The organism is Archangium gephyra, from assembly GCF_042230915.1.
GTDB lineage: Bacteria > Myxococcota > Myxococcia > Myxococcales > Myxococcaceae > Archangium > Archangium gephyra_B.
Genome location: NZ_CP102578.1, coordinates 11,809,200 through 11,827,518, shown reverse-complemented (window position 1 = coordinate 11,827,518; position 18,319 = coordinate 11,809,200). Strand labels below are relative to the sequence as shown.

Below are 18,319 nucleotides of genomic sequence, written 5' to 3'. Positions count from 1 at the left end.
AATGGAAGAGGAACGCATGTCTTCGTCTGCTGGCTTGAAGGGGCGGTCCATCCTGATCGCGGGCAGTGCGAACCCTTCTTGTTCCGTGGACATGCTGGGATTGGCCCATGCCTTCGTGCGGCAGGTGGCCGGTGAAATCCTCTCCGCGGGGGGACACCTGGTGGTTCTCGCCAGCGTGGAGCCGACCACGGAGGGCGATGAGCGGCTCCCGCTGACCTTCGACTGGCGGGGCCTCGAGGTGCTCGATGAGCATTGCGCGGAACCCTCCAGGGCCGCGGCGCCCGTAGCCAGGGCAGTGGTGGTGATAGGGCACAAGATCCTGAACAAGCTGCCCGAGTCGCGCTACGCGCTGCTCTCGCGTTTGACGGCACGGGCGCTCGTCAAGACGGTCCTCATCGAGGATGACCTCTACACCGGAGGAAACATCGCAGATGCGCTGACCGGATACGCGGAGGCCATGCTGTGTCTGGGGGGCGGGAAGGGCGTGTCGGCTCAGGCGCACAAGATGATGAAGAAGCAAGCCCCGGTGCTTCCGTTCGATCTTCCGCTTGGCGCCTTCAACTCTGATGGCGAGGGCTCCCTCGGTCTCCTGAAGAAGGCCATGGGGGAGCCCGCGCGCTTCTTTCCACGGACCCCCGAGCGGTTTCACGGCCAGTTGCTCGGCCTCTCGTTGAGGCCCCTGGGCGTGGACCTGAGCGAGGTAGCCCGGAAGGCCGTGCACCTCCTGGGCGCCGAATTCGAGGCGGCGCAGAAGCATGCCCCCGTGGATCTCCTCCTGCTGACAGCGCTGCCCGTGGAGCTGGAGGCGGCCAGGACGGCACTGGGTCTTCCCGCCACGAGCCTTCCCGAGAAGCTGCCCTCGGGAACCAACTACTGGTCCACGGACGTTGCGTCCAAACGCGGAGGGCGCCCCTACAAGGTAGCCCTGGGATGTATCGGGACTGCGGGCAACCCCGATTCATCCGCGGCGACCACGGAGTTCGTCACCGGGCTCCATCCGAGGCTGGTGATCATGACGGGGATCGCCGCGGGCATTCGGGGCCTCTGCAAGCTCGGAGAGGTAGTTCTCTCCGAGCGGGTGGTCGCGTACGAGTCCTCAGCCGAGGTGCTCGAAGAGGGCGAGCCGCGACAGGTGTCCCGCCCGGAGTCGTATCGGCTGCCCCATGCGATTCTCCAGGATGCCGTCGCGTACGTCAGTCCGCGGGAGGAGCTGGCGAAACGGCTGAGGGCCTCACTTGAAACGGCGGGTATGCAATGGCCTGCGGCCGGGGCGCGTGAGGAGGTTTCGGACGGTCCCTCCGCACGGCTCACCACCATCGCGAGCGGAGAGAAGCTGCTTCGCAACCCGGAGCGGCTCCGGCTGTTACGCAGGCAGCACCACGGAAGGATCGAGGTCGGCGAGATGGAGGCCGCAGGCGTGGTGGCTGCCTGTTGGCGCTCGGGTGCCGACTTCCTGATCATCCGAGGCATTAGTGACTTCGGTGACCCCGAGAAGAACGACGTCTTTCATCAGGTTGCTGCGATGGGGGCCGCGATCGTTGCCGTGGACTTCATCCGCGAGGCATTGCGGCTGGACGTCCTGACCGCGCGATAGCCAGGGACGGGAGTGCGGAGCGGGTCCGACTCACTCTTCTTCGTCCTCGTCATCGTCGTAGTGGTCGTCCTCATCCTCGTCCTCATCTTCGTCGTAGGAACCCGGGTCCGCGATGTAGACGCGCTGTTGGAGTCCGTACCTGTTGCTGCCGTAGAGGCGTGCACCGACTTCATCCATGCTGGAGTGGTCGGTATCGAGATGGGTTGGATTCCACGTGGTCTTCAGCGTGTTCTTGAACTGCTGTTTCTCCTCGGGGGGAAGTTCCATCCAAATGGAGCTGTAGGTGATGACGGTGACGAGTTGCCCCCGAGGAGTGTGGGGCCAGATGTTGTCTCCTGGGAGATGGGTTCTGCCGCTGGCCTCCTCGGACACGGCGAAACTGGCGGCGCAGAGCTTGTGGCCTGCCTCGTCGAGCAGCAGGATATCGACGGCCTTCAAGAATCCTTCTTGGGCGAGGGCGGTCACATCGTCTGCTGTCTGCTCGCAGGTGGCTGTGTTGAGCCCCGTCGTGTGGGCGATGAGGCGGAGCACGGAGCGGAAGGACTCAAAGGTCCTGGCGACATCGGCGCGGGGGTTGTGGCTCATCCGAGGGCTCCAAGCGCTCAGGGGGACAACGAGAACTCAGGTCCGAGAACTTGCTTCCAGAGCTTCTCGGTATCGCCATGGCGCTCGACGCTCATTGCGTGATTGACGGCTTGCAACGCCGCGACGGCTTCACCGATGAGTGCGGCGACCTCTTCAGGCTCCATCCTGGCCGTCACGTTGTTCTCGTTGTTCGTGGGATCGTGGATCTGCACTCGACAGGCGGTTCGGGGAGGGCGTCCAAGGGCACCGGTGAAGGTGATGCGCTCGTTCAATCCCCTCACGATGTACAGGAGTAGCCGGTAGAAGCCTTGCTCGATGGTGTCTGGCAAGCCCTGCGTCTGGCTGAGGTGAGCGACGAGCAGTTCGATGGCGAAGGACGGAAGGCCGTGGAGCTGGCGATAGTTGCGCCATCGTTTGGCGAGCCGGACAACTTGTACGAAGCGGGGATCATGCGCCTTGCACCGGCGAATGAACTCGAGCTGCCCCTCTGGAGAAGTCAGGTAGGTTCCCCGCCCCCCAAGCTCCGGTTGCCACACGTATCCCGCTAGCTGCTCCGTCGGAACCACGGGGACCAGGTCCACGAGCAGACCGCTTGTCCTGAACTCGATGCCCACGGTCTTCCGGCTGGAGGTGAAGTCGTTGGGATTCTTCGTTGGATAGCCTTTGCGCAGGCTCCTGAGGAGGTGGTGATGGAGGTCCGCGAGGTCGCCACGCCCTGCTTCTGGGACATCAAGGTACAGGATGAGATCTATATCGATGTCCTGTGCACCGAAGGGTTTGAGGGCTGTTCCCTTGTGCCAGGAGCCCGAGTGAATGATCTTCCTGGCCCGCAGCGACGACCTGGCGTGCAGCGTGTTCGTGAGCGTCTGCTTGAGATGATCAATCTGGCTCTCATAACGCTGCTTCTCTTCCCGGCCAAAGAAGAGCACGTCATCGATATAGGCGTTCAGCAGCTTGTCCGTGAGATGCATGTTCCCCCCACGACGTCATCGGCCTATCCCATATTCATTCAGGGCCAGCCTCCCCCAGAGGCTAACACGCGGTATGAAGAGAGCTTGGACAAGCCTCCCCCCAGCGCTTCCGGTACGGAGCCCGCTAGACTCTCCGCCCATGGCGACACGAGACGAGCTGCGGGCGTACCTCCGCGAGCAGGTGGAGGTGGCGGTGCTGGGGGGCTACAAGAGTGACAAGCAGGTGCTCACCTCCATCGAGGAGCTCGCGAGGCACGAGCTGGGTGACGGCGGCGAGGTGGAGCAGCTCCTGGCGCACACCCGGCGCCGGCTCGAGGAGCACCGTGTCGAGGAGGCCAGCTGGACCGAGCCCACGGTGAACGATGCGCTCGACCGGGCCTTCGAGGAGCTCAACCGCCGGGGCATCCTCGCGCTGCAGGACGCGGGCTACACGATGTCGGATGGCTGGGGCGAGGTGAACGACGCCGCTGCGAGGAGCTCCGAGCCCATGCGCGGGGCCACCTTCTTCCATGGCCAGGACGTCGAGCGCGGAGTGCTGGGCGCGGGCCTCATGCTCGCCTTCGGGGCCTTCGAGGACGATCCGAAGCGGCACGACGAGGCGAGCCTCGCCATTGCCCGCGAGGTGCGCGCGGTGCTCGCGAGTCACGGCATCGAGACGGAGTGGAACGGACGCGTGGAGACGCGCATCCAGATTCTCCCCTTCGAGTGGCGCAAGCGCCGCCAGTCCCGCCGGGCCATGCGCACCGAGGAGGACACGGGCTCCCTCCAGGAGCGGGTGCTGCGCAACGTCCTCCAGGAGCAGGGCGTGTCCGAGGAGGCGGCGATCGCCGCGCTCGAGGCCTTCATTGGCGAGGCGGCCCTGAAGCACTACGGCGAGGGCCGCAGGCTCGAGGCCCACTACGACCCGGAGCGGAAGTACGTAGAGGTCTTCGAGGCCATCACGGTCGTGGAGCGGCTCGACGACGACCCGGCCGTGGCGAGGAACCAGCGGACCGTCGCCGAGCTGGCTCCCCGCGGGATGGAGGTCGAACCCGGCGACGAGCTGGTCTTCCAGCTCTTCTACCGCGCGGAGGATGCCCCGGAGGCCCACGCCCAGGATGCGCAGTACGGCGACATCCTCGACGTGAAGACCGCGGGCCGTCCCCTGCGCTGGACGTCGCGCGACCTCCGGGAGGGCATCCTCGCGCGGCTCTCCGGGCGCTAGAACAGCACTGGAATCCGGTTGAACCCGCGCATGGCCACGCCCGTGCCCCAGCGCAGCTCCTCCGCGGGCACGGCCAGCCGCAGCTTCGGGAAGCGCTGGAACAGGGTCTCGAAGGCAATCTGCGCCTCGAGCCGCGCCAACGGCGCTCCGATGCACACGTGGATGCCCTTGCCGAAGGCGATGTTCCGGTGCGCGTCCGGCCGCGAGATGTCATACGCATCCGGATTCGCGAAGCGCTGAGGATCCCTGTTCGCCGAGGCGAGTCCCACCGACAGCTTCGCCCCCTTGGGCACGTGGGTGCCTCCCAGCTCGAGGTCCTCCTTGATGATGCGCGGGGTGCTCAGGTAGTCGACCGGCCCCCAGTAGCGCAGCGTCTCCTCGACCATGCCCTTGGCCATCCCGGCGGGGTCCGCGAGCATGCGCGCGTGCTGCTCGGGGTGGCTCAGCAGCGCCACGACGCCGTTGCCGATCAGGTTCACCGTCGTCACGTGCCCGGCGAAGAAGAGGATGAACACCATCGACAGCAGCTCCTGGTGGCTCAGCCGGTCGCCGTCCTCCTGGGCGTGGACCATCTGGCTGATCATGTCCTCGGTGGGCTCGCGCCGCTTGCGCTCGAACAGCCCCTCCAGGTAGCTGCCGAACTCCCTCATCCCGGCCCGCAGCTTCTGGTCTTGCATCGCGGCCTGGGACTCGGCCTGCATGAGCCGCTCGGCCCACTCGTGCACCCGCGCCTGATCTTCCGCCGGGATGCCGAGCATGTCGCTGATGACCCGGATCGGCAGCGGGTAGGCGAAGTCCTCGATGAAGTCCATCCGCCGCTCCGAGGCCGTCTCGCCCCGCGCGGCCGCCGCCTGCTCGGCCTTGTCGAGCAGCTCATCCACCAGCCGCTGCACGCGGGGCTTGAGCGCCTCCATGGCGCGAGCCGTGAAGTTGGGCTGCACCAGCTTGCGCAGCCGCGTGTGGTCCGGCGGGTCCAGCATCAGCAGGCTGTACGCGATGGGCTTGAACTCCTCGGGCATGGCCTTCGCCATGAGCTCGCGCTGCTGCGGCGTCAGCATCGAGCGGAAGTCGGAGGAGACCCGGTCATCGAGCAGCGCGGACACGGACTCGTCGTAGCGGGTGACGAAGAAGCGCTCCTGTCCGGCGGCGGCGTGGGCCTGGCGCTCCGGCGAGCCCTGCGGATGGGCTCCCTCGGTGAGGTCTCCGCGGAAGGGGGTTCTCACGACGGGACCCATGGCCCGCAGGTCGGAATAGACGCCGTGGGCCCGAGCCAGGAACTCCGGGCTCGTCCTGTCCAGGAGGTGCGTGGCGCCCGCGACGGGGGCCTCGCTCGGGGCCGTGCCGGGGGTTGCAGGTTGCTGCTGTTCGTTCGGGGGGGTGGTTGCCATGGGGGTCCTCTTTCTCTGTCTCAACGGCTCAACGTCGTTTCGTGCTCGCTCGGCGAGGGGGCCGGTCCGGTGCTTCGGCGTCCTCGTCCGGCTCCGATTCCGGGGGCGTGGGTGTGCGGGCCTCGAGCGCGGCCAGCGCGCGCTCCAGCAGGTCCAGGGCTCCGCCCAGCTCCTTCAGCTCCGCCGGGGAGGCGCTCTCGAACTGAGCGGCCATGTCCCCGGCCAGCGCCTGGCGGACTTCCTGGCTCACCTCCTGGCCGCTCTCCGTCAGCACCAGGCGCAGCCGCCGCCGGTCCTCGGGGTCGGCCTCCCGGCGCACGTAGCCGGGTTGTTCCAGGCGATCCAACAGCCCGGTGATGACGGCCGGGGTGACCCGCAGCCGCCGCGCGAGCTGCCCGGGTGACAGGGGCCCCTCCCGGAGCGCGTAGAGCACGCTGAGCTGGCGCAGGCTCAGCTCCCGGCCGAGGTGGTTGGCCTGCACGCTCGCCACGGCCCACCGGTACAGGCGGGGGATGAGCCCCAGCGTGCGCAGGGCGTGGTCGAGCGGAGGCTTGTTCCTGGGCATCGTTCCCCGTCTCTCGCTCCAGGCCACCAGGCCCGAATCGTTAGCCACGCAAAAGGTATACGAAGCAAAAGAATCCGCAACACCCGTGGGGGGGCGGGTGTCGTGGGACTGGCCGTGGGGCTCTCGGCCCGGCGTGCGCGGGAAGGAGCGGGGGAGGCTCAGGCGGTCCGTGGGAACTCTCGGTGGGCGCGCTCGAGGGCAGCTACTTCTCCAACCACTACGCGGCCGACAATCCCGACCCGGGGCAGCGGCGTTTCGTGACGGTCTATCGGGAGGCTTACGGCACCGAGCCGGACACGCTGGCGGCGCTCGGCTATGACGCGGCCCGGCTGGCCGTGGATGCGATGCAGCGCGCCCCGGAGCTGTCGGGTCCGGCACTGCGCGAGGCCCTCGTGGGGACGACGGTGCTTCCCAGCGTGACGGGCCCCCTCTCCTTCGACGAGAAACGCAACGCGGTGAAACCGGCCGTCATCATGCGATTCCAGGGTGATGGTTTCCGTTACGTGACCACCGTGACGCCTTGAGCCCTCACCGGCTGGCGAAGGAAGGGGCCGAAAAAAGCGTGAGGCGGTGTAACCGGAAATAGGGCGGGAGCGGGTCGGGGTGAGGGTGCCCGAGCCCGTTCTTCAACCCGTGGCTCCAAGCTCAACTGCGTACGCCGCCATCCTGCGCCCATGCTGCCCAGGTAGCGGCGCACCTGACGCAGGCCGAGATGCACGCCATACGCCTCGAGCGCCCGCGAGAACTGCGCGGCCGTCCACGCCCGCGGCAGCACAGGTAACGAGTGGAATGCAGCCTCAATGAATTGGCGACGCTGAGCGTCCGGTTTCCTACCTCGAAGCGCCAGGAAGTTTGCAGGCCCCACGTGTACGTAGGCGCACAGCACCCGGCGCACGGTTGCCGCGCTCCAGCCCAGGTGGACCCCGATACGAGGCGCGCTCCAGCCTTCGGTGGCGAGCAGCACCACTTTACTCGCTGGCGCTCCACCCAGCCTGCTTCAGAGGACCGTGCTCCCCTCGCGCAACCGCCGGCGCTCCGCATCGGACACCTGCAGCAGGGGTCCCATGCCGTAGGTGTACGACATTTACGTCCGGGCGCTTAGCAAGTGTGCGCCGGTGGCCATGACCTCCGCAGAGCAGCGGGTAGACAAGTGGCGGTGAGGCGAATAGATCAGGAGCGACGGCTTCGCGGATGCGAACCGTCCGTTCCTTTCGCCTGTCCGGCGAGGAAGCGTGAACCGCCCAGTCCGGGCGCACACAGCGGTACGGCAGTCAGCCGTCCGCGGGAAGGTAGAGGAAAAGGGTCATGAAAAACCCTGGTAGGGAGAAGTTCGCCCTCACGCCGACCACGGCGCACCCCAAGAAACCGGTCGAGCCGAAGTTCGCGGCGCTGACGAAGATGCCGGAGACCCCCGAGGAGCTCTTTCGCTCCCTCGCGCTGACGGTGACGGCGAGCGTCAGCCAACACGATCCGGCCGGGAAGAAGTCGCAGAAGAAGCAGGAGTACGCCCTTCCGTGGGCGGGCTTCGAGAGCTGGCGTGATGCACGCAAGCGCCTGGAGCACTTCGAGCATGCGTTCAAGGGAAAGATCGTCTGGGCGCCGTTCAACGAGACGGTGGCGAACGACGGGCCCATGAGCCTGAACGCCTACCCAGGCCGGGCGCTCATCGAGCGGGTCACGAACGAGGGCGATGCGAACCTCGAGGCCAAGGCGCTCACCCACAAGGGCCCCATGCCCACGTCACCGGCGGAGGCGGTGGCTCGGTGGTTCGACCTCGGTCCGGGCTCGCTTTCGAGTCTCGACGATGACAAGGCGCGCAAGCTCGCCAAGAAGACGGTGACGGTCACCGGGTTCGTCGGTGACCCCAAGGACCACAAGGACTCCATCTTCGATGCGCGTGACTTCGGGATCGGCCTCACCGCGGCGGAGATGCCGGACACGATCCTCTCGCTCAATCGCGGCAACAAGAAGTCCAAGCATTGGCTCACGGGCAAGCACGGCCAAGGCGCCTCAAGCACGTACCAGTACTCGGACCTGACCCTCATCGCGTCTCGCAAGATCGGCGCCAAGAAGGTCGCGTTCACGCTCGTCGAGGGAGGCTGGGACAAGGAGAACGGCGTCATGGCCAAGACGCCGACGTACAAGTACCTCACCATCGGGGGCAAGGTGCCCGAGCTCGAACTGCCCGAGGAGCAGTTCCCCGCGGGGACGCTCGTCCGGCACATCGGCTACAACGCGGCCGATCTCTTCAACCCCTTTGGTGAGAACAGCCTCTACGGTCTCCTCATGCGCTCGCTCGCCGAGCCGCTGTTCCCGGTGTGGTTGGAGATGTTCTCGCTGCGGCCCAGCAAGGCGCAGGGGTACCCGACCTTCCCCGGGTTCCGCCGGTACGGCCGTCTGATCCGCGGGACGGTCAACAGCCTGGAGCGTGCGTGGGCGCAGACGCTGAAGAAGCCGGCGAGCACCAGCACCGTCGAGGAGGATGCCTCCCTGGACGAGGACGACAGCGCCCTCGACGAGGAGAACGCGAAGATCCTGCACCGCGCGTCCGAGTACTTCCAGCTGCCCACGTGGGACTACGGCGCGCGCACGGGCGTGGCGGAGCTCGGCCGCGTGAAGATCACTTACTGGGTCGCCGACCCCGCCAACCGGAAGAAGCCAGGCGCCCCGTTCCGCGACTGGCGTGATGTCCTGCGCAATTGGGTGGATCCGGACAAGACCGTCATCATGACGCTAGACGGCCAGACGCACGCCGAGGAGAGCCGGGCCATCGTGACGGGCCAGCAGGGCGCCAAGCTGTGGGCCGTGGGCCGGTACATGGTGGTGCAGATCGACTGCAACGGGCTGGACCCGAGGGCCAAGTACGAGATGTTCACCTCCACGCGCGAGCACGCGAAGGAGACGCCCATCAAGAAGATGATCCTGGAGGAGCTCGTCCGCCGGCTGAGCTTCGACACCCGGCTCGCCGAGCTGAACGTCCAGCTTGCCGCAGCGGACATCAATCAGCCGGAGGATACCGGCGAGACCATCTCCTCCCTCATCAAGAAGTACCTCAAGGCGGCTGGCGTCAGCTTCGAGCAGCTCACGCGCAAGGTCGAGAAGTGGACCGACGTCGAGGTGGATCAAAAGGTCGAGGCGACTCCGCGCGAGTTGCCGCCCATCGAGGCCGTCGATCCGCCCACCTTCGTGCGCTGGAAGTTCAGCGGTACCAGCGTGAAGATGCACCCCGGCCAGCGCTACAGCTTCCTGTTCGAGACGGACGCGGCGCCGCCGTACTGGAACCCGGAGGACCAGGCGGTCTCGAAGATCAAGGTCACCGCCCATGGGGTTCGTTACGTCGGGGCAGGTGAGATGAAGGGCGGCCGCGTGCGCTGCCACTTCGAATGCCCGGCGGATGTGGCCGTTGGCACCAAGGGGTTCATCCAGGTGCAGCTCGAGTACGCCATCGGCGCGGCGAAGATGAGCCCCCTGCCGGTGGAGATCGTCGAGAAGCCAAAGCCGAAGGAGAAGAGCCGCGGCTCCAAGGATGACAAGCAGCCCGAGGAGAAGGGGGAGTCGAGCAAGGTCATCAAGGTGAAGGTGCGCAAGAAGGACTTCACCGAGGTGGACATCCCGGTGGTCACGCCGCAGCCGGTGAAGATGACCGACCCGCCGTGGGCCACGCTGGGCTGGCCGCACGACCCTCACAAGGTCGGCTTCTCCATCCGCCCCGTCGGCGGCAAGGTGCATCTCTACTACAACGCGGAGTTCCCGCCCTTCCTCGATCTGAAACGGAAGATGTCGAAGAAGAGCCTGGAGGACGAGTTCATCCGCCGCTACCAACTGAAGCTCGTCCTGCACACGATCTTCACGCTCAACTACGAGCTGTTCGACGAGGACGACTTCCCGGAGGAGCAGAAGAAGAGGGTGCGCAGCCTGCTGTGCGCCACGGCCGAGAGCCTTGCCCTGGCCACCAAGTCCGAGATCGAGATCGAGGCGAAGGTCAAGAGCGAGGACACCACGTCGCTGGACACGCAGGTCGCAGCGGATCTCCAGGCGGCAACGGCCTCGACTAGCCACGAGACGGCGTATAGGAGCGCATAGGCGAGTGGATCTGGACCCTCCCGCCGCTCCGAGCTGTTGCTCGGGGAGGGGGGAGGGTTCTCTCTTTCATCCCCTCGCGGTCACCACCAGGTCCCGCGCGCCGAGCGGAGCGAAGCACGCCTCCACGTCAGCATCGTGCACTCCGGCGAGCGTGGGCGGGTTCCACGTGGGCTTGTTATCCTTGTCCACGAGCACGGCGCGGATGCCCTCGCGGAAGTCCGGCAGGGCGGTGACGTGCTGGCTCAGCCGGTACTCCACGACAGCGGTCTCGTCGTAGGGCCGGCCCCGGCACAGCCGCAGCTGGCGCAGCGTCACCTTCAGGCTCGTGGGAGACATCCGCCCCAGCGTGGCGCGCGTCTCCCCGGCCCACGGCGTGCCCTCGGCCTCCAGCGCCGCGACAATCTCCTCCACGCTGTTTTTCGCGAAGCACCGGTCGATGGCGTCCGCCTGCGCGCTCAGCGGAGAGTGCCCGGGCTCGGAGGCGAAGCCGGACAGCACCCGCGTGGCCACCGCGCGCGCCTCGCCCGTGCTCCAGTCCGCCGCCGCGAGCGCCTCGATGAGTGCCTCCAGCTTGTCGTGCGTCACGTGCTGCGTCCCGTACCCGAGCCACATCGCATCCGCGGCGGTACACCGCGCTCCCGTGAGGCCCAGGTACGTGCCGGCCTCGCCCGGGAAGCGCGGGAGGAACCAGCCGCCGCCCACGTCGGGGAACAGGCCAATGGCCGTCTCCGGCATGGCCAGCACCAGCCGCTCGGTGACGACGCGGTGCGAGCCGTGCACCGACAGCCCGAGCCCCCCGCCCATGCTGATGCCGTCCACCAGGGCGATGAACGGCTTGGGGTAGTGGTGGATGAGGTGGTTGAGCCGGTACTCCTCGCGGAAGAAGGAGCGGGAGAGCGGCTCCTGTCCCTCGGCAGCGGGCGAGCCGAGCGACAGGGCCACGGCGCGCACGTCACCGCCAGCGCAGAAGGCCCGGCCACCGGCGCCGCGGATGACGACGGCCTTCACCTGGCTGTCCCTCGCCCACGCCTCGAGCCCCGGGTGCAGCGCGCGGATCATCCCCAGGTCGAGCGCATTGAGCGCCTTGGGGCGGTTGAGCGTCACCAGGCCCACCGGCCCGCGCGTCTCCAGCAGCACATCCGTGTTCATGCCCGCGCGCATAGCATCCGGGCGCGCTCGTTCCAAACGTGTCCAACTGTTGGACAACTTTGCCAACACCGCGCCCGGAGGTCAGCGCTTCCGGGGCAGCACCGCCAGCGTCACCGTGGCCTTCGACACGAGCTTCTCCTCGCCCCGGGCCACGGCGAACACCTCGGACTCCACCACCGACAGCGTGCGCCCGGCGCGCAGCACCTGGGCACGGCAGCGCAGCTCCTCGCCCACCGCCGCCTGGAGCAGGTTCATGGTGAAGCCCGTGGTCAGCACCAGCTGGTCCGCGGCGATCAGCGAGCCCCCCGCCGCGCCCCCGGTGTGGTCCGCCATCGTCGCCTGCACACCCATGTGGATGACACCGTCCTGCTGCAGGTGCCTCGGCTTCACCACCAGCCGCGTCTCCACCCGCCCGGGCGTCACGCCCACCAGCTCGTAGCCCACGTCCATGACGAAGGCCGCCTGGCGGAAGAGGTCCGCGACCTGCTGGGCGTACTCGGGATTCCTCGGCTCCATCGGTGGACCTCGCTCGTGGGGGTCTCCACCGGGTGCCTCGGGGAGGGACCCGGGGGCTCTCGCCTCCCCGGGTCCGTACTACCACCGCGTCACCGCGGACGGCTCGGCCTACTTGATGAGCGTCATCCAGCCGTGGCGGTCCGGCAGCGTGCCGTACTGGATGCCGGTGACGGTGTCGTACAGGCGCTTGGACACCTCGCCCACCTTGCCGTCGCCAATCACCAGCTGGCCCTGCGCGAAGCCCAGCGCGCCCACCGGCGAAATCACCGCCGCCGTGCCCGTGCCGAACACCTCGCGCAGCTCGCCCTTCTGGTGCGCCTCGCGCAGCTCGTCCACCGACAGCTTGCGCTCGCTCACCTTCATGCCCCAGTCGCGCAGCAGCGTCAGCGCGCTCTCGCGCGTAATGCCCGGCAGGAAGGTGCCGTCCAGCGGCGGGGTGATGACCTCATCGCCGATGCGCACGAAGAGGTTCATCGTGCCCACCTCCTCGATGTAGCGGTGCTCGGCCGCGTCCAGCCACAGCACCTGCGCGTAGCCGCGCTTCTTGGCCTCCATCGAGGCCTGCAGGCCCGCGGCGTAGTTGGCCGCCGCCTTCGCACCACCCAGGCCGCCCTTGGCCGCGCGCGTGTGCTGCTGCTCCACCCAGATGCGCACCGGCTCGGCGCCCCCCGCGAAGTAGCTGCCCACCGGGCTGAGGATGATGAAGAAGATGTACTTGTCCGCCGGCCTCACCCCGAGGAACGCCTCCGAGGCGATCACCGTCGGCCGCACGTACAGCGCCGTGCCCGGGGCGCTCGGCACCCAGTCGGCATCCACCTTCACCAGCGCTTCAATCGCCTCGCGCGCCAGCTCCGGCGGCACCGGCGCCATGGCCAGCCGCTCAGCGCTCGAGTACAGGCGCTTGCAGTGGTCATCAATCCGGAAGGCGCGCAGCTGCCCGTCCTGGCCGCGGAACACCTTCGAGCCGTCGAACACCGCCTGCGCGTAGTGCAGCACCGCCGCGCCCGGGTCCAACCCCAGCGGCCCATGCGGGAGGATGCGCGCCTGGTGCCAACCCCGCTCCGGCGAGTAGTCCATCCGGAACATGTGGTCGGTGAAGTACTTGCCGAAGCCGAGCCCCTCGTTGGAGGGCTTGGGCTTCAGGGTGGGGGCGCGCTGGACCTCGATGGGCAACATGCTTCGGCTCCTCGTGCAGAGGGGACGGGCTGCTCTCCGTCCAGGGCTCGGGCGACCCCAGTGGCTCGCGCTTCCGCCCCGGAAAGTCGTGACAATCCAGGGTAGAATCGAGACAATCAGTTACGTTGGCAGCCGTTTTCCGTCAAGTGTATCGATTGTCACCATGACAAGTTGGATGCCGGAGCTTCGAGGACGCAATGGGCCGCTGTACCGGGCCATCGCGGACGCCCTCTCGGAGGACGTTGACGCGGGGCGTCTTGTCCCGGGCACCCGGCTGCCCACGCACCGGGAGCTGGCCGAGCGGGTGGGCGTCACGGTGGGCACGGTGACGCGCGCCTACGCCGAGGCGGAGAAGCGGGGCCTGGTGAGCGGCGAGGTGGGGCGCGGCACGTACGTGAGGGACCGCGAGGTGCCCGTGCACATGCCCACGCCGGTGGAGCTGGCGCATGACGACTCGCCCGTGGAGCTGGGCGTCAACGCGCCCGCCACGCCGGAGGGCGACCCCGCCAGCCAGGCGCTGCGCCGCTCGCTGGAGGAGCTGGGACGGACGCCGCGGCTGGCGGAGCTGTTGGCGTACCAACCGGCCGCGGGCACCACGGCGCACCGCGTCGCGGGAGCGGCCTGGGCCGCGCGCTTCGGACTGCAGGCGAGGCCGGAGCAGGTGGTGGTGTGCGCGGGAGGACAGCACGCCATGGAGGTGGCGCTGGCGGCGCTCACCCGGCCGGGGGACACGCTCGTCACCGAGGCGCTCACCTACCCGGGGGTGAAGGTGCTGGCGAGGCGCTTCCAGCTGCGGCTGCAGGGCGTGGCCATGGATGCGCAGGGGCTGGTGCCCGAGGCCTTCGAGGCGGCATGCCGGGTGGGGGCGAAGCTGCTCTACACCCAGCCCACGTGCCACAACCCGACGGGCGCGGTGCAGCCCGAGGAGCGGCGGCGGAGAATCGCCGACGTGGCGCGCAAGTACGGGGTGCTGGTGCTGGAGGATGACTCGTACGGGCTGCTGCCGGAGAGCCGGCCGCCGCCGCTGGCGAGCTTCCTGCCCGAGGCGAGCTACTTCATCGCCGGGGTGTCCAAGCTGCTCACGCCGGGGCTGCGGATTGGGTACCTGGTGGCCCCGGCGCGGGCGCGGGGCGAGCGGCTGGCCGAGGAGGTGGGGCTGGCCTCGCTGATGACGGTGCCGCTGATGGCGGAGGTGCTGGCGCGCTGGGTGGAGGACGGCACGGCGGACGAGCTGGTGGTGCGCCAGCGGCAGGAGGTGGGCGAGCGGCTGGCGCTGGTGCGCGGGGTGCTCGGGCGCGAGCTGCCGCGGGCGGCGCTGGCCCCGCTCTACCACCTGTGGCTGGGACTGCCCGAGGGCCGGCGCAGCGAGGAGTTCGTGGCGCAGGCAAGGCGCAACGGCGTGTCGGTGACGTCGGCGGAGCTGTTCACCACGGGGCTGGGGCCGGTGCCGGCGGCGGTGCGGGTGAGCATCGGCGCACCGCGCACGCGCGCGCAGTTGGAGCGGGGATTGCGGCGGCTGCGCGAGGTGCTCGACGCCGGGCCCGAGCCGCTCGCCGCCATCATCTGAGCCGGGGGCTCTCGAGGAGCGGACGCATGGCGAAGCGGGAACCTTTCAGTGTGGTGCGCTGCCTCGTCGCGATGGTGACGGGCGTGGTGGGGCTGGGGCTCGGGGGGTGGCTCGGGCTGTACGGGGGCACTGCCCTGGACAAAGTCCTCGGCTACCCGATGGGCAGGGACACCGGCTTCCTGTCCTTCGGGCACCTGACGACGCTGATTGTCGTGCTGGGGACGCCCCTGAGCGCGCTGTTCGGTGCACTCGGGGGCCACGTCCTGCTCGGAGGCAGGGGCTCCTTCTGGGCGGGGCTCGGCGCGCTCCTCGTGGGACTGGTGCCGTTGCTCGTGGTGTCCCTGTCGCTCCGGGGCCTCGCATTCCCGTTGCTCCTGGTGCTCCCGGTGGCGGTGGCCGTGGGCCTCGAGCTCGGCAACCAGGCCAGCGACTGAGGCACCCCGGAGCCGCTCAGGGCAGCAGCGCGCGGGGCTCGGGGGGCTCCTTGCTCACGGGCATGTAGCAGGCGCCCTCGTGCTCGGCCGTGCTCTTGGGGCAGGGCGGTTTGTGCGCGAGCTGCACCCAACAGCCGCCACGGATCTCGACCTCCGTACCCTTGAGGCAGGGAGGCTTCTTCTGCTGTTTGAAGGGTGCATCCGGCATGGGATAGCCGATGATGGACGGAGTGGCGTCGCGCGTGGTGATGAAGGTGACGGGCTCTTCGCGGGCCTCCGCGGCGAGGGCGGGAGCGTGCTTCTCCCCAGTGGGCTCGGGTGGAGGTGAACCGAGCAGCACGGCGGCTCCCGCGAGTGCCGCCATCGCGAAGGCCCAGGCGCCCATGAGCAGCCCTCGGCGGCGGGGCGGCGGGGGTGTGGGCTCGGGGGGCTGGGGCTGGCCGGGGAGGGTGAGATGGGCGTGGGCGTCCGGCCGGTCCTCGAGACGCGCCATCGCGGTGCTGAGCCGCTGGAGCATCATGGTCAGCTCCTGGAGGGCCCCGGCCACGTTCCCAGGGGCCTGCTCCACCTCCAGCGCGAGGAAGGGAGGGACGCTCTGGCTCGTGACGCGCACGGTCCAGCCGCCCAGGGGGCGCCAGTCGCCGGTCCGCCCGGGCATCAGCACCACGGCGGGGGCCCCCGTCTCGGTGTTGTGGGCCTGAAAGAGACGCCCCAGTCCCAGGCCGGTGCCCCGGTATCGCTTGCCGACGCGATACGGCCCCAGCGGGCCTCCATCCCATTCCGGTGTGTCGCTCATTCCCATGTCTCCATGCAGGCGGCGCGGGGCAGGGTAGCCCGGCGTCCGGATGTCCTGGAACGTTGCCTGTCACGCCTGGAGTCCCCACCCTACCTGAGATGTCAGATGGGTGGATAGACTGGAGAAGTCACGGAGGGGCCTGAACCCCGCCGGACAGCCAGGAGGCGTGTGATGGCGAACGGGAAGAAGCCGGCGACCTACGAGGACATCGAGGCCCTGCCGGTCGGGTGGGTGGGAGAGATTCTGGAGGACGAGCTGGTGGCCTCGCCGAGTCCGGCCATGGGGCACACCCTTGTCACCTCCATGTTGGGGGGCAGGCTGACCAATCCCTTCATCTTGGGGGAGGGGGGGCCCGGCGGGTGGTGGATTCTCGACGAGCCGGAGCTGCACCTGGGCCGGGACATCCTCGTGCCGGACCTGGCCGGCTGGCGCCGCGAGCGCATGCCGAAGCTCCCCGCTCCAGAGGAGCCTTTCGTGACGCTCGCTCCGGACTGGGTGTGCGAGGTGCTCTCGCCCTCCACGGTCCACGTCGACCGCAAGCGCAAGCTGCCCATCTACCACCGTGAGGGTGTGGTGCACGCGTGGCTCATCGACCCGCTCGCGCGCACGCTGGAGGTGTACCGGAGAGAGCCCTCCGGCTGGGTGCTCACCGCGACGCACGAGGGCGAGGAGCCGGTGCGCGCCGAGCCCTTCGACGCGGTGCCGCTCCGGCTGGGCCTGCTCTGGTTGGAGCGGGCTGCGGCGAGCCGGTGACCCCGCGTTCGCGGAGTGTTGCTCCAGCGGGATGAAGGTCTCTCGCGATGGATGCCCGGAGAGGGGGAGCGGAGCGTGTTCTCTCTCGACGGGTGGTGCTGGCAGGCCGGTTGCTTTGAGCGGCTCTCCGAACCGTTCTCTGGCCGGGTGCCAGTGTTGGGGGAGTCATCGTCATGGGTCGAGGAGTGGGAGCAGTGGTGGGTGGCGTGGGTTCGCGTCCGGCGCAGTGGCTGCTGGGATGCGTGGGGTTGCTGTGCGTGGCCTTGGGGTGTGGGCCGGTCGAGCCCGCGCAGCTGCGGTGCGCGCCCGAGCAGGGCTGGGAGTGTCCGCGCGGCGAGGTGTGCGTGGACAGCGTGTGTACCGAGGCGCCGGAGGAGGAGACGAAGTGCGTGGTGGGGGCGAAGCGCGCCTGCGAGGAGGGCTGCGCGGGAGTGCAGACGTGCGGGGCGGACGGGACGTGGGGCGAGTGCGAGACGTGCGAGCAGGGGCAGCGCTGCGTGAGCGGCCAGTGCGTCTGTGATTCGGGCTCATGCGCGGATGGCTGCTGTCAGGGGAACACGTGCGTGCCGGGCACGGCGCACGCGTCCTGCGGCAAGGGAGGCGCGGCCTGCGAGAGCTGCTCGGGGCTGTGCGATGCGTCGAGGCGCACGTGCGTGAGCTGCGTCGCGGATGCGCAGTGCGGTGGCCCGACGCCCCGGTGTGACACGGCGACGGGCACGTGCGTATGCGCGAAGACGGAGCAGGCCGAGAGCCGGTGCACCGACGGGCAGGACAATGATTGCGATGGACTCGCGGACTGCAGGGACCCGGATTGCAACACGAAGTCCTGTGGTGCCAACGGGAAGGTGTGCGGAGGCGGGAGTTGTGCCTGCCCGGGAGGCTCCACCGAGCTGGCGTGTGGAGACGGCAAGGACGACGACTGTGATGGGCTGGTGGACTGCGCGGACCCGGACTGTCAGGCGAGGACGTGCCGCGCGGCGGCGGGCGTGTGCGACCAGGAGGAGGTGTGCACCGCGGGCGTGTGTCCGGCGGACAAGCGCATCGGCAACGACATCGTCTGCCGGCCGTCGCGGGGCGGGTGTGACGTCGAGGAGCGGTGCGATGGCCAGGCGGTTGCGTGCCCCGGAGACCAGAAGGTGGCGGCGGGGACGGTGTGCAGTGCGCCGGTGGGCGCATGCGACGCGGCCGAGACGTGTGATGGCGTGAACCCGGCGTGCCCGGCGGACAGACTCCAGCCCGCGGGCTACGTCTGCCGCGCGGCGCGTGGGGACTGCGATGTGGTGGAGAAGTGCACGGGCGCGAGTGCCACCTGTCCCGGCGATGCGGTGGACGGCAGCAAGTGCAACGACGGGAAGGCGTGCACCACGGACAGCTGCGGGCCGGATGGTGTGTGCCGGTACATCCCGATCGGCGCCTGCTACTGAAAGGACCTCGGACGAAGGGTTGACTGCTTTCCACATCAACCCCGAGCGCTTGACGGCAATCCACCCGTGATTTCACTGTCTCCCACTGGGTGGAGTGCCGGGCTGACTCGCGGC

Annotated in this window: 16 protein-coding genes; 8 read left to right on the top strand and 8 right to left on the bottom strand. The window is 68.7% G+C overall.

Annotation, left to right across the window (positions count from 1 at the left end; all coding sequences use genetic code 11):
* Positions 1-16 precede the first annotated feature (16 nt).
* Positions 17-1,594 carry a hypothetical protein gene (locus tag NR798_RS46975; RefSeq protein ID WP_375769176.1) on the top strand — a complete coding sequence of 526 codons (1,578 nt, stop codon included), beginning with the start codon at positions 17-19 and terminating at the stop codon, positions 1,592-1,594.
* A 30-nt stretch (positions 1,595-1,624) separates the two neighbouring features.
* Here NR798_RS46975 and NR798_RS46970 read toward each other — a convergent pair whose 3' ends face one another.
* Both NR798_RS46970 and NR798_RS46965 read right to left on the bottom strand, forming a co-directional pair.
* On the bottom strand, positions 1,625-2,179 hold the full coding sequence (locus NR798_RS46970; RefSeq protein ID WP_375769175.1) for a hypothetical protein: 555 nt from the start codon (positions 2,177-2,179) through the stop codon (positions 1,625-1,627).
* 17 nt (positions 2,180-2,196) lie between these two features.
* Positions 2,197-3,150 carry a CBASS oligonucleotide cyclase gene (locus tag NR798_RS46965; protein WP_375769174.1) on the bottom strand — a complete coding sequence of 318 codons (954 nt, stop codon included), beginning with the start codon at positions 3,148-3,150 and terminating at the stop codon, positions 2,197-2,199.
* Positions 3,151-3,289: 139 nt separating this feature from the next.
* On the opposite strand from NR798_RS46965, the gene NR798_RS46960 reads away from it, so the two are divergent.
* Positions 3,290-4,354: a DUF6891 domain-containing protein gene (locus tag NR798_RS46960; RefSeq protein WP_375769173.1), complete on the top strand. Its 1,065-nt coding sequence runs from the start codon at positions 3,290-3,292 to the stop codon at positions 4,352-4,354.
* Here NR798_RS46960 and NR798_RS46955 read toward each other — a convergent pair.
* Together NR798_RS46955 and NR798_RS46950 are read right to left on the bottom strand one after the other, a co-directional pair.
* Positions 4,351-5,742 (bottom strand): cytochrome P450, encoded by a 1,392-nt coding sequence (locus NR798_RS46955; protein ID WP_375769172.1) that lies wholly within the window; start codon positions 5,740-5,742, stop codon positions 4,351-4,353. The two genes, NR798_RS46960 and NR798_RS46955, sit on opposite strands and share 4 nt — an antisense overlap.
* Positions 5,743-5,770: 28 nt before the next feature.
* A complete protein-coding gene (locus NR798_RS46950) occupies positions 5,771-6,307 on the bottom strand; it encodes a MarR family winged helix-turn-helix transcriptional regulator (protein ID WP_375769171.1) in 537 nt (178 codons plus the stop codon).
* A gap of 182 nt (positions 6,308-6,489) precedes the next feature.
* On the opposite strand from NR798_RS46950, the gene NR798_RS46945 reads away from it, so the two are divergent.
* Together NR798_RS46945 and NR798_RS46940 are read left to right on the top strand one after the other, a co-directional pair.
* Positions 6,490-6,831, top strand: coding sequence for an ABC transporter substrate-binding protein (locus NR798_RS46945; RefSeq protein WP_375769170.1), 342 nt, complete (start codon positions 6,490-6,492; stop codon positions 6,829-6,831).
* Between the two features lie 781 nt (positions 6,832-7,612).
* Positions 7,613-10,390, top strand: coding sequence for a hypothetical protein (locus tag NR798_RS46940; protein ID WP_375769169.1), 2,778 nt, complete (start codon positions 7,613-7,615; stop codon positions 10,388-10,390).
* 66 nt (positions 10,391-10,456) lie between these two features.
* Here the strand turns inward: NR798_RS46940 and NR798_RS46935 are convergent, their stop codons facing one another.
* From NR798_RS46935 to NR798_RS46925, 3 genes are all read right to left on the bottom strand, one after another.
* The gene (locus tag NR798_RS46935; protein WP_375769168.1) at positions 10,457-11,539 is read right to left on the bottom strand and encodes an enoyl-CoA hydratase/isomerase family protein; all 1,083 of its coding nucleotides are present in this window, start codon (positions 11,537-11,539) and stop codon (positions 10,457-10,459) included.
* 81 nt (positions 11,540-11,620) lie between these two features.
* Positions 11,621-12,055: a PaaI family thioesterase gene (locus NR798_RS46930; RefSeq protein WP_375769167.1), complete on the bottom strand. Its 435-nt coding sequence runs from the start codon at positions 12,053-12,055 to the stop codon at positions 11,621-11,623.
* A 108-nt stretch (positions 12,056-12,163) separates the two neighbouring features.
* Entirely contained in the window at positions 12,164-13,231 is a 1,068-nt protein-coding gene (locus tag NR798_RS46925) for a branched-chain amino acid aminotransferase (RefSeq protein ID WP_375769166.1), read from the bottom strand.
* Positions 13,232-13,394: 163 nt separating this feature from the next.
* On the opposite strand from NR798_RS46925, the gene NR798_RS46920 reads away from it, so the two are divergent.
* Positions 13,395-14,798, top strand: coding sequence for a PLP-dependent aminotransferase family protein (locus tag NR798_RS46920; protein WP_375769165.1), 1,404 nt, complete (start codon positions 13,395-13,397; stop codon positions 14,796-14,798).
* Between the two features lie 26 nt (positions 14,799-14,824).
* Positions 14,825-15,232 carry a hypothetical protein gene (locus NR798_RS46915; RefSeq protein WP_375769164.1) on the top strand — a complete coding sequence of 136 codons (408 nt, stop codon included), beginning with the start codon at positions 14,825-14,827 and terminating at the stop codon, positions 15,230-15,232.
* A 16-nt stretch (positions 15,233-15,248) separates the two neighbouring features.
* Here NR798_RS46915 and NR798_RS46910 read toward each other — a convergent pair whose 3' ends face one another.
* On the bottom strand, positions 15,249-16,028 hold the full coding sequence (locus NR798_RS46910; RefSeq protein WP_375769163.1) for a protein kinase: 780 nt from the start codon (positions 16,026-16,028) through the stop codon (positions 15,249-15,251).
* 171 nt (positions 16,029-16,199) lie between these two features.
* On the opposite strand from NR798_RS46910, the gene NR798_RS46905 reads away from it, so the two are divergent.
* Complete coding sequence (locus NR798_RS46905) at positions 16,200-16,781, top strand: Uma2 family endonuclease (protein WP_375769162.1); 582 nt, start codon at positions 16,200-16,202, stop codon at positions 16,779-16,781.
* Positions 16,782-16,987: 206 nt separating this feature from the next.
* Entirely contained in the window at positions 16,988-18,205 is a 1,218-nt protein-coding gene (locus tag NR798_RS46900) for a hypothetical protein (protein ID WP_375769161.1), read from the top strand.
* Positions 18,206-18,319: the final 114 nt, after the last annotated feature.

Excerpts from the sequence above, each read along its gene's own strand:
- NR798_RS46975 (WP_375769176.1), top strand. The coding sequence starts at position 17 with ATGTCTTCGTCTGCTGGCTTGAAGGGGCGGTCCATCCTGATCGCGGGC.
- NR798_RS46970 (WP_375769175.1), bottom strand. The coding sequence starts at position 2,179 with ATGAGCCACAACCCCCGCGCCGATGTCGCCAGGACCTTTGAGTCCTTC.
- NR798_RS46965 (WP_375769174.1), bottom strand. The coding sequence starts at position 3,150 with ATGCATCTCACGGACAAGCTGCTGAACGCCTATATCGATGACGTGCTC.
- NR798_RS46960 (WP_375769173.1), top strand. The coding sequence starts at position 3,290 with ATGGCGACACGAGACGAGCTGCGGGCGTACCTCCGCGAGCAGGTGGAG.
- NR798_RS46955 (WP_375769172.1), bottom strand. The coding sequence starts at position 5,742 with ATGGCAACCACCCCCCCGAACGAACAGCAGCAACCTGCAACCCCCGGC.
- NR798_RS46950 (WP_375769171.1), bottom strand. The coding sequence starts at position 6,307 with ATGCCCAGGAACAAGCCTCCGCTCGACCACGCCCTGCGCACGCTGGGG.
- NR798_RS46940 (WP_375769169.1), top strand. The coding sequence starts at position 7,613 with ATGAAAAACCCTGGTAGGGAGAAGTTCGCCCTCACGCCGACCACGGCG.
- NR798_RS46935 (WP_375769168.1), bottom strand. The coding sequence starts at position 11,539 with ATGAACACGGATGTGCTGCTGGAGACGCGCGGGCCGGTGGGCCTGGTG.
- NR798_RS46930 (WP_375769167.1), bottom strand. The coding sequence starts at position 12,055 with ATGGAGCCGAGGAATCCCGAGTACGCCCAGCAGGTCGCGGACCTCTTC.
- NR798_RS46925 (WP_375769166.1), bottom strand. The coding sequence starts at position 13,231 with ATGTTGCCCATCGAGGTCCAGCGCGCCCCCACCCTGAAGCCCAAGCCC.
- NR798_RS46920 (WP_375769165.1), top strand. The coding sequence starts at position 13,395 with ATGACAAGTTGGATGCCGGAGCTTCGAGGACGCAATGGGCCGCTGTAC.
- NR798_RS46915 (WP_375769164.1), top strand. The coding sequence starts at position 14,825 with ATGGCGAAGCGGGAACCTTTCAGTGTGGTGCGCTGCCTCGTCGCGATG.
- NR798_RS46910 (WP_375769163.1), bottom strand. The coding sequence starts at position 16,028 with ATGAGCGACACACCGGAATGGGATGGAGGCCCGCTGGGGCCGTATCGC.
- NR798_RS46905 (WP_375769162.1), top strand. The coding sequence starts at position 16,200 with ATGGCGAACGGGAAGAAGCCGGCGACCTACGAGGACATCGAGGCCCTG.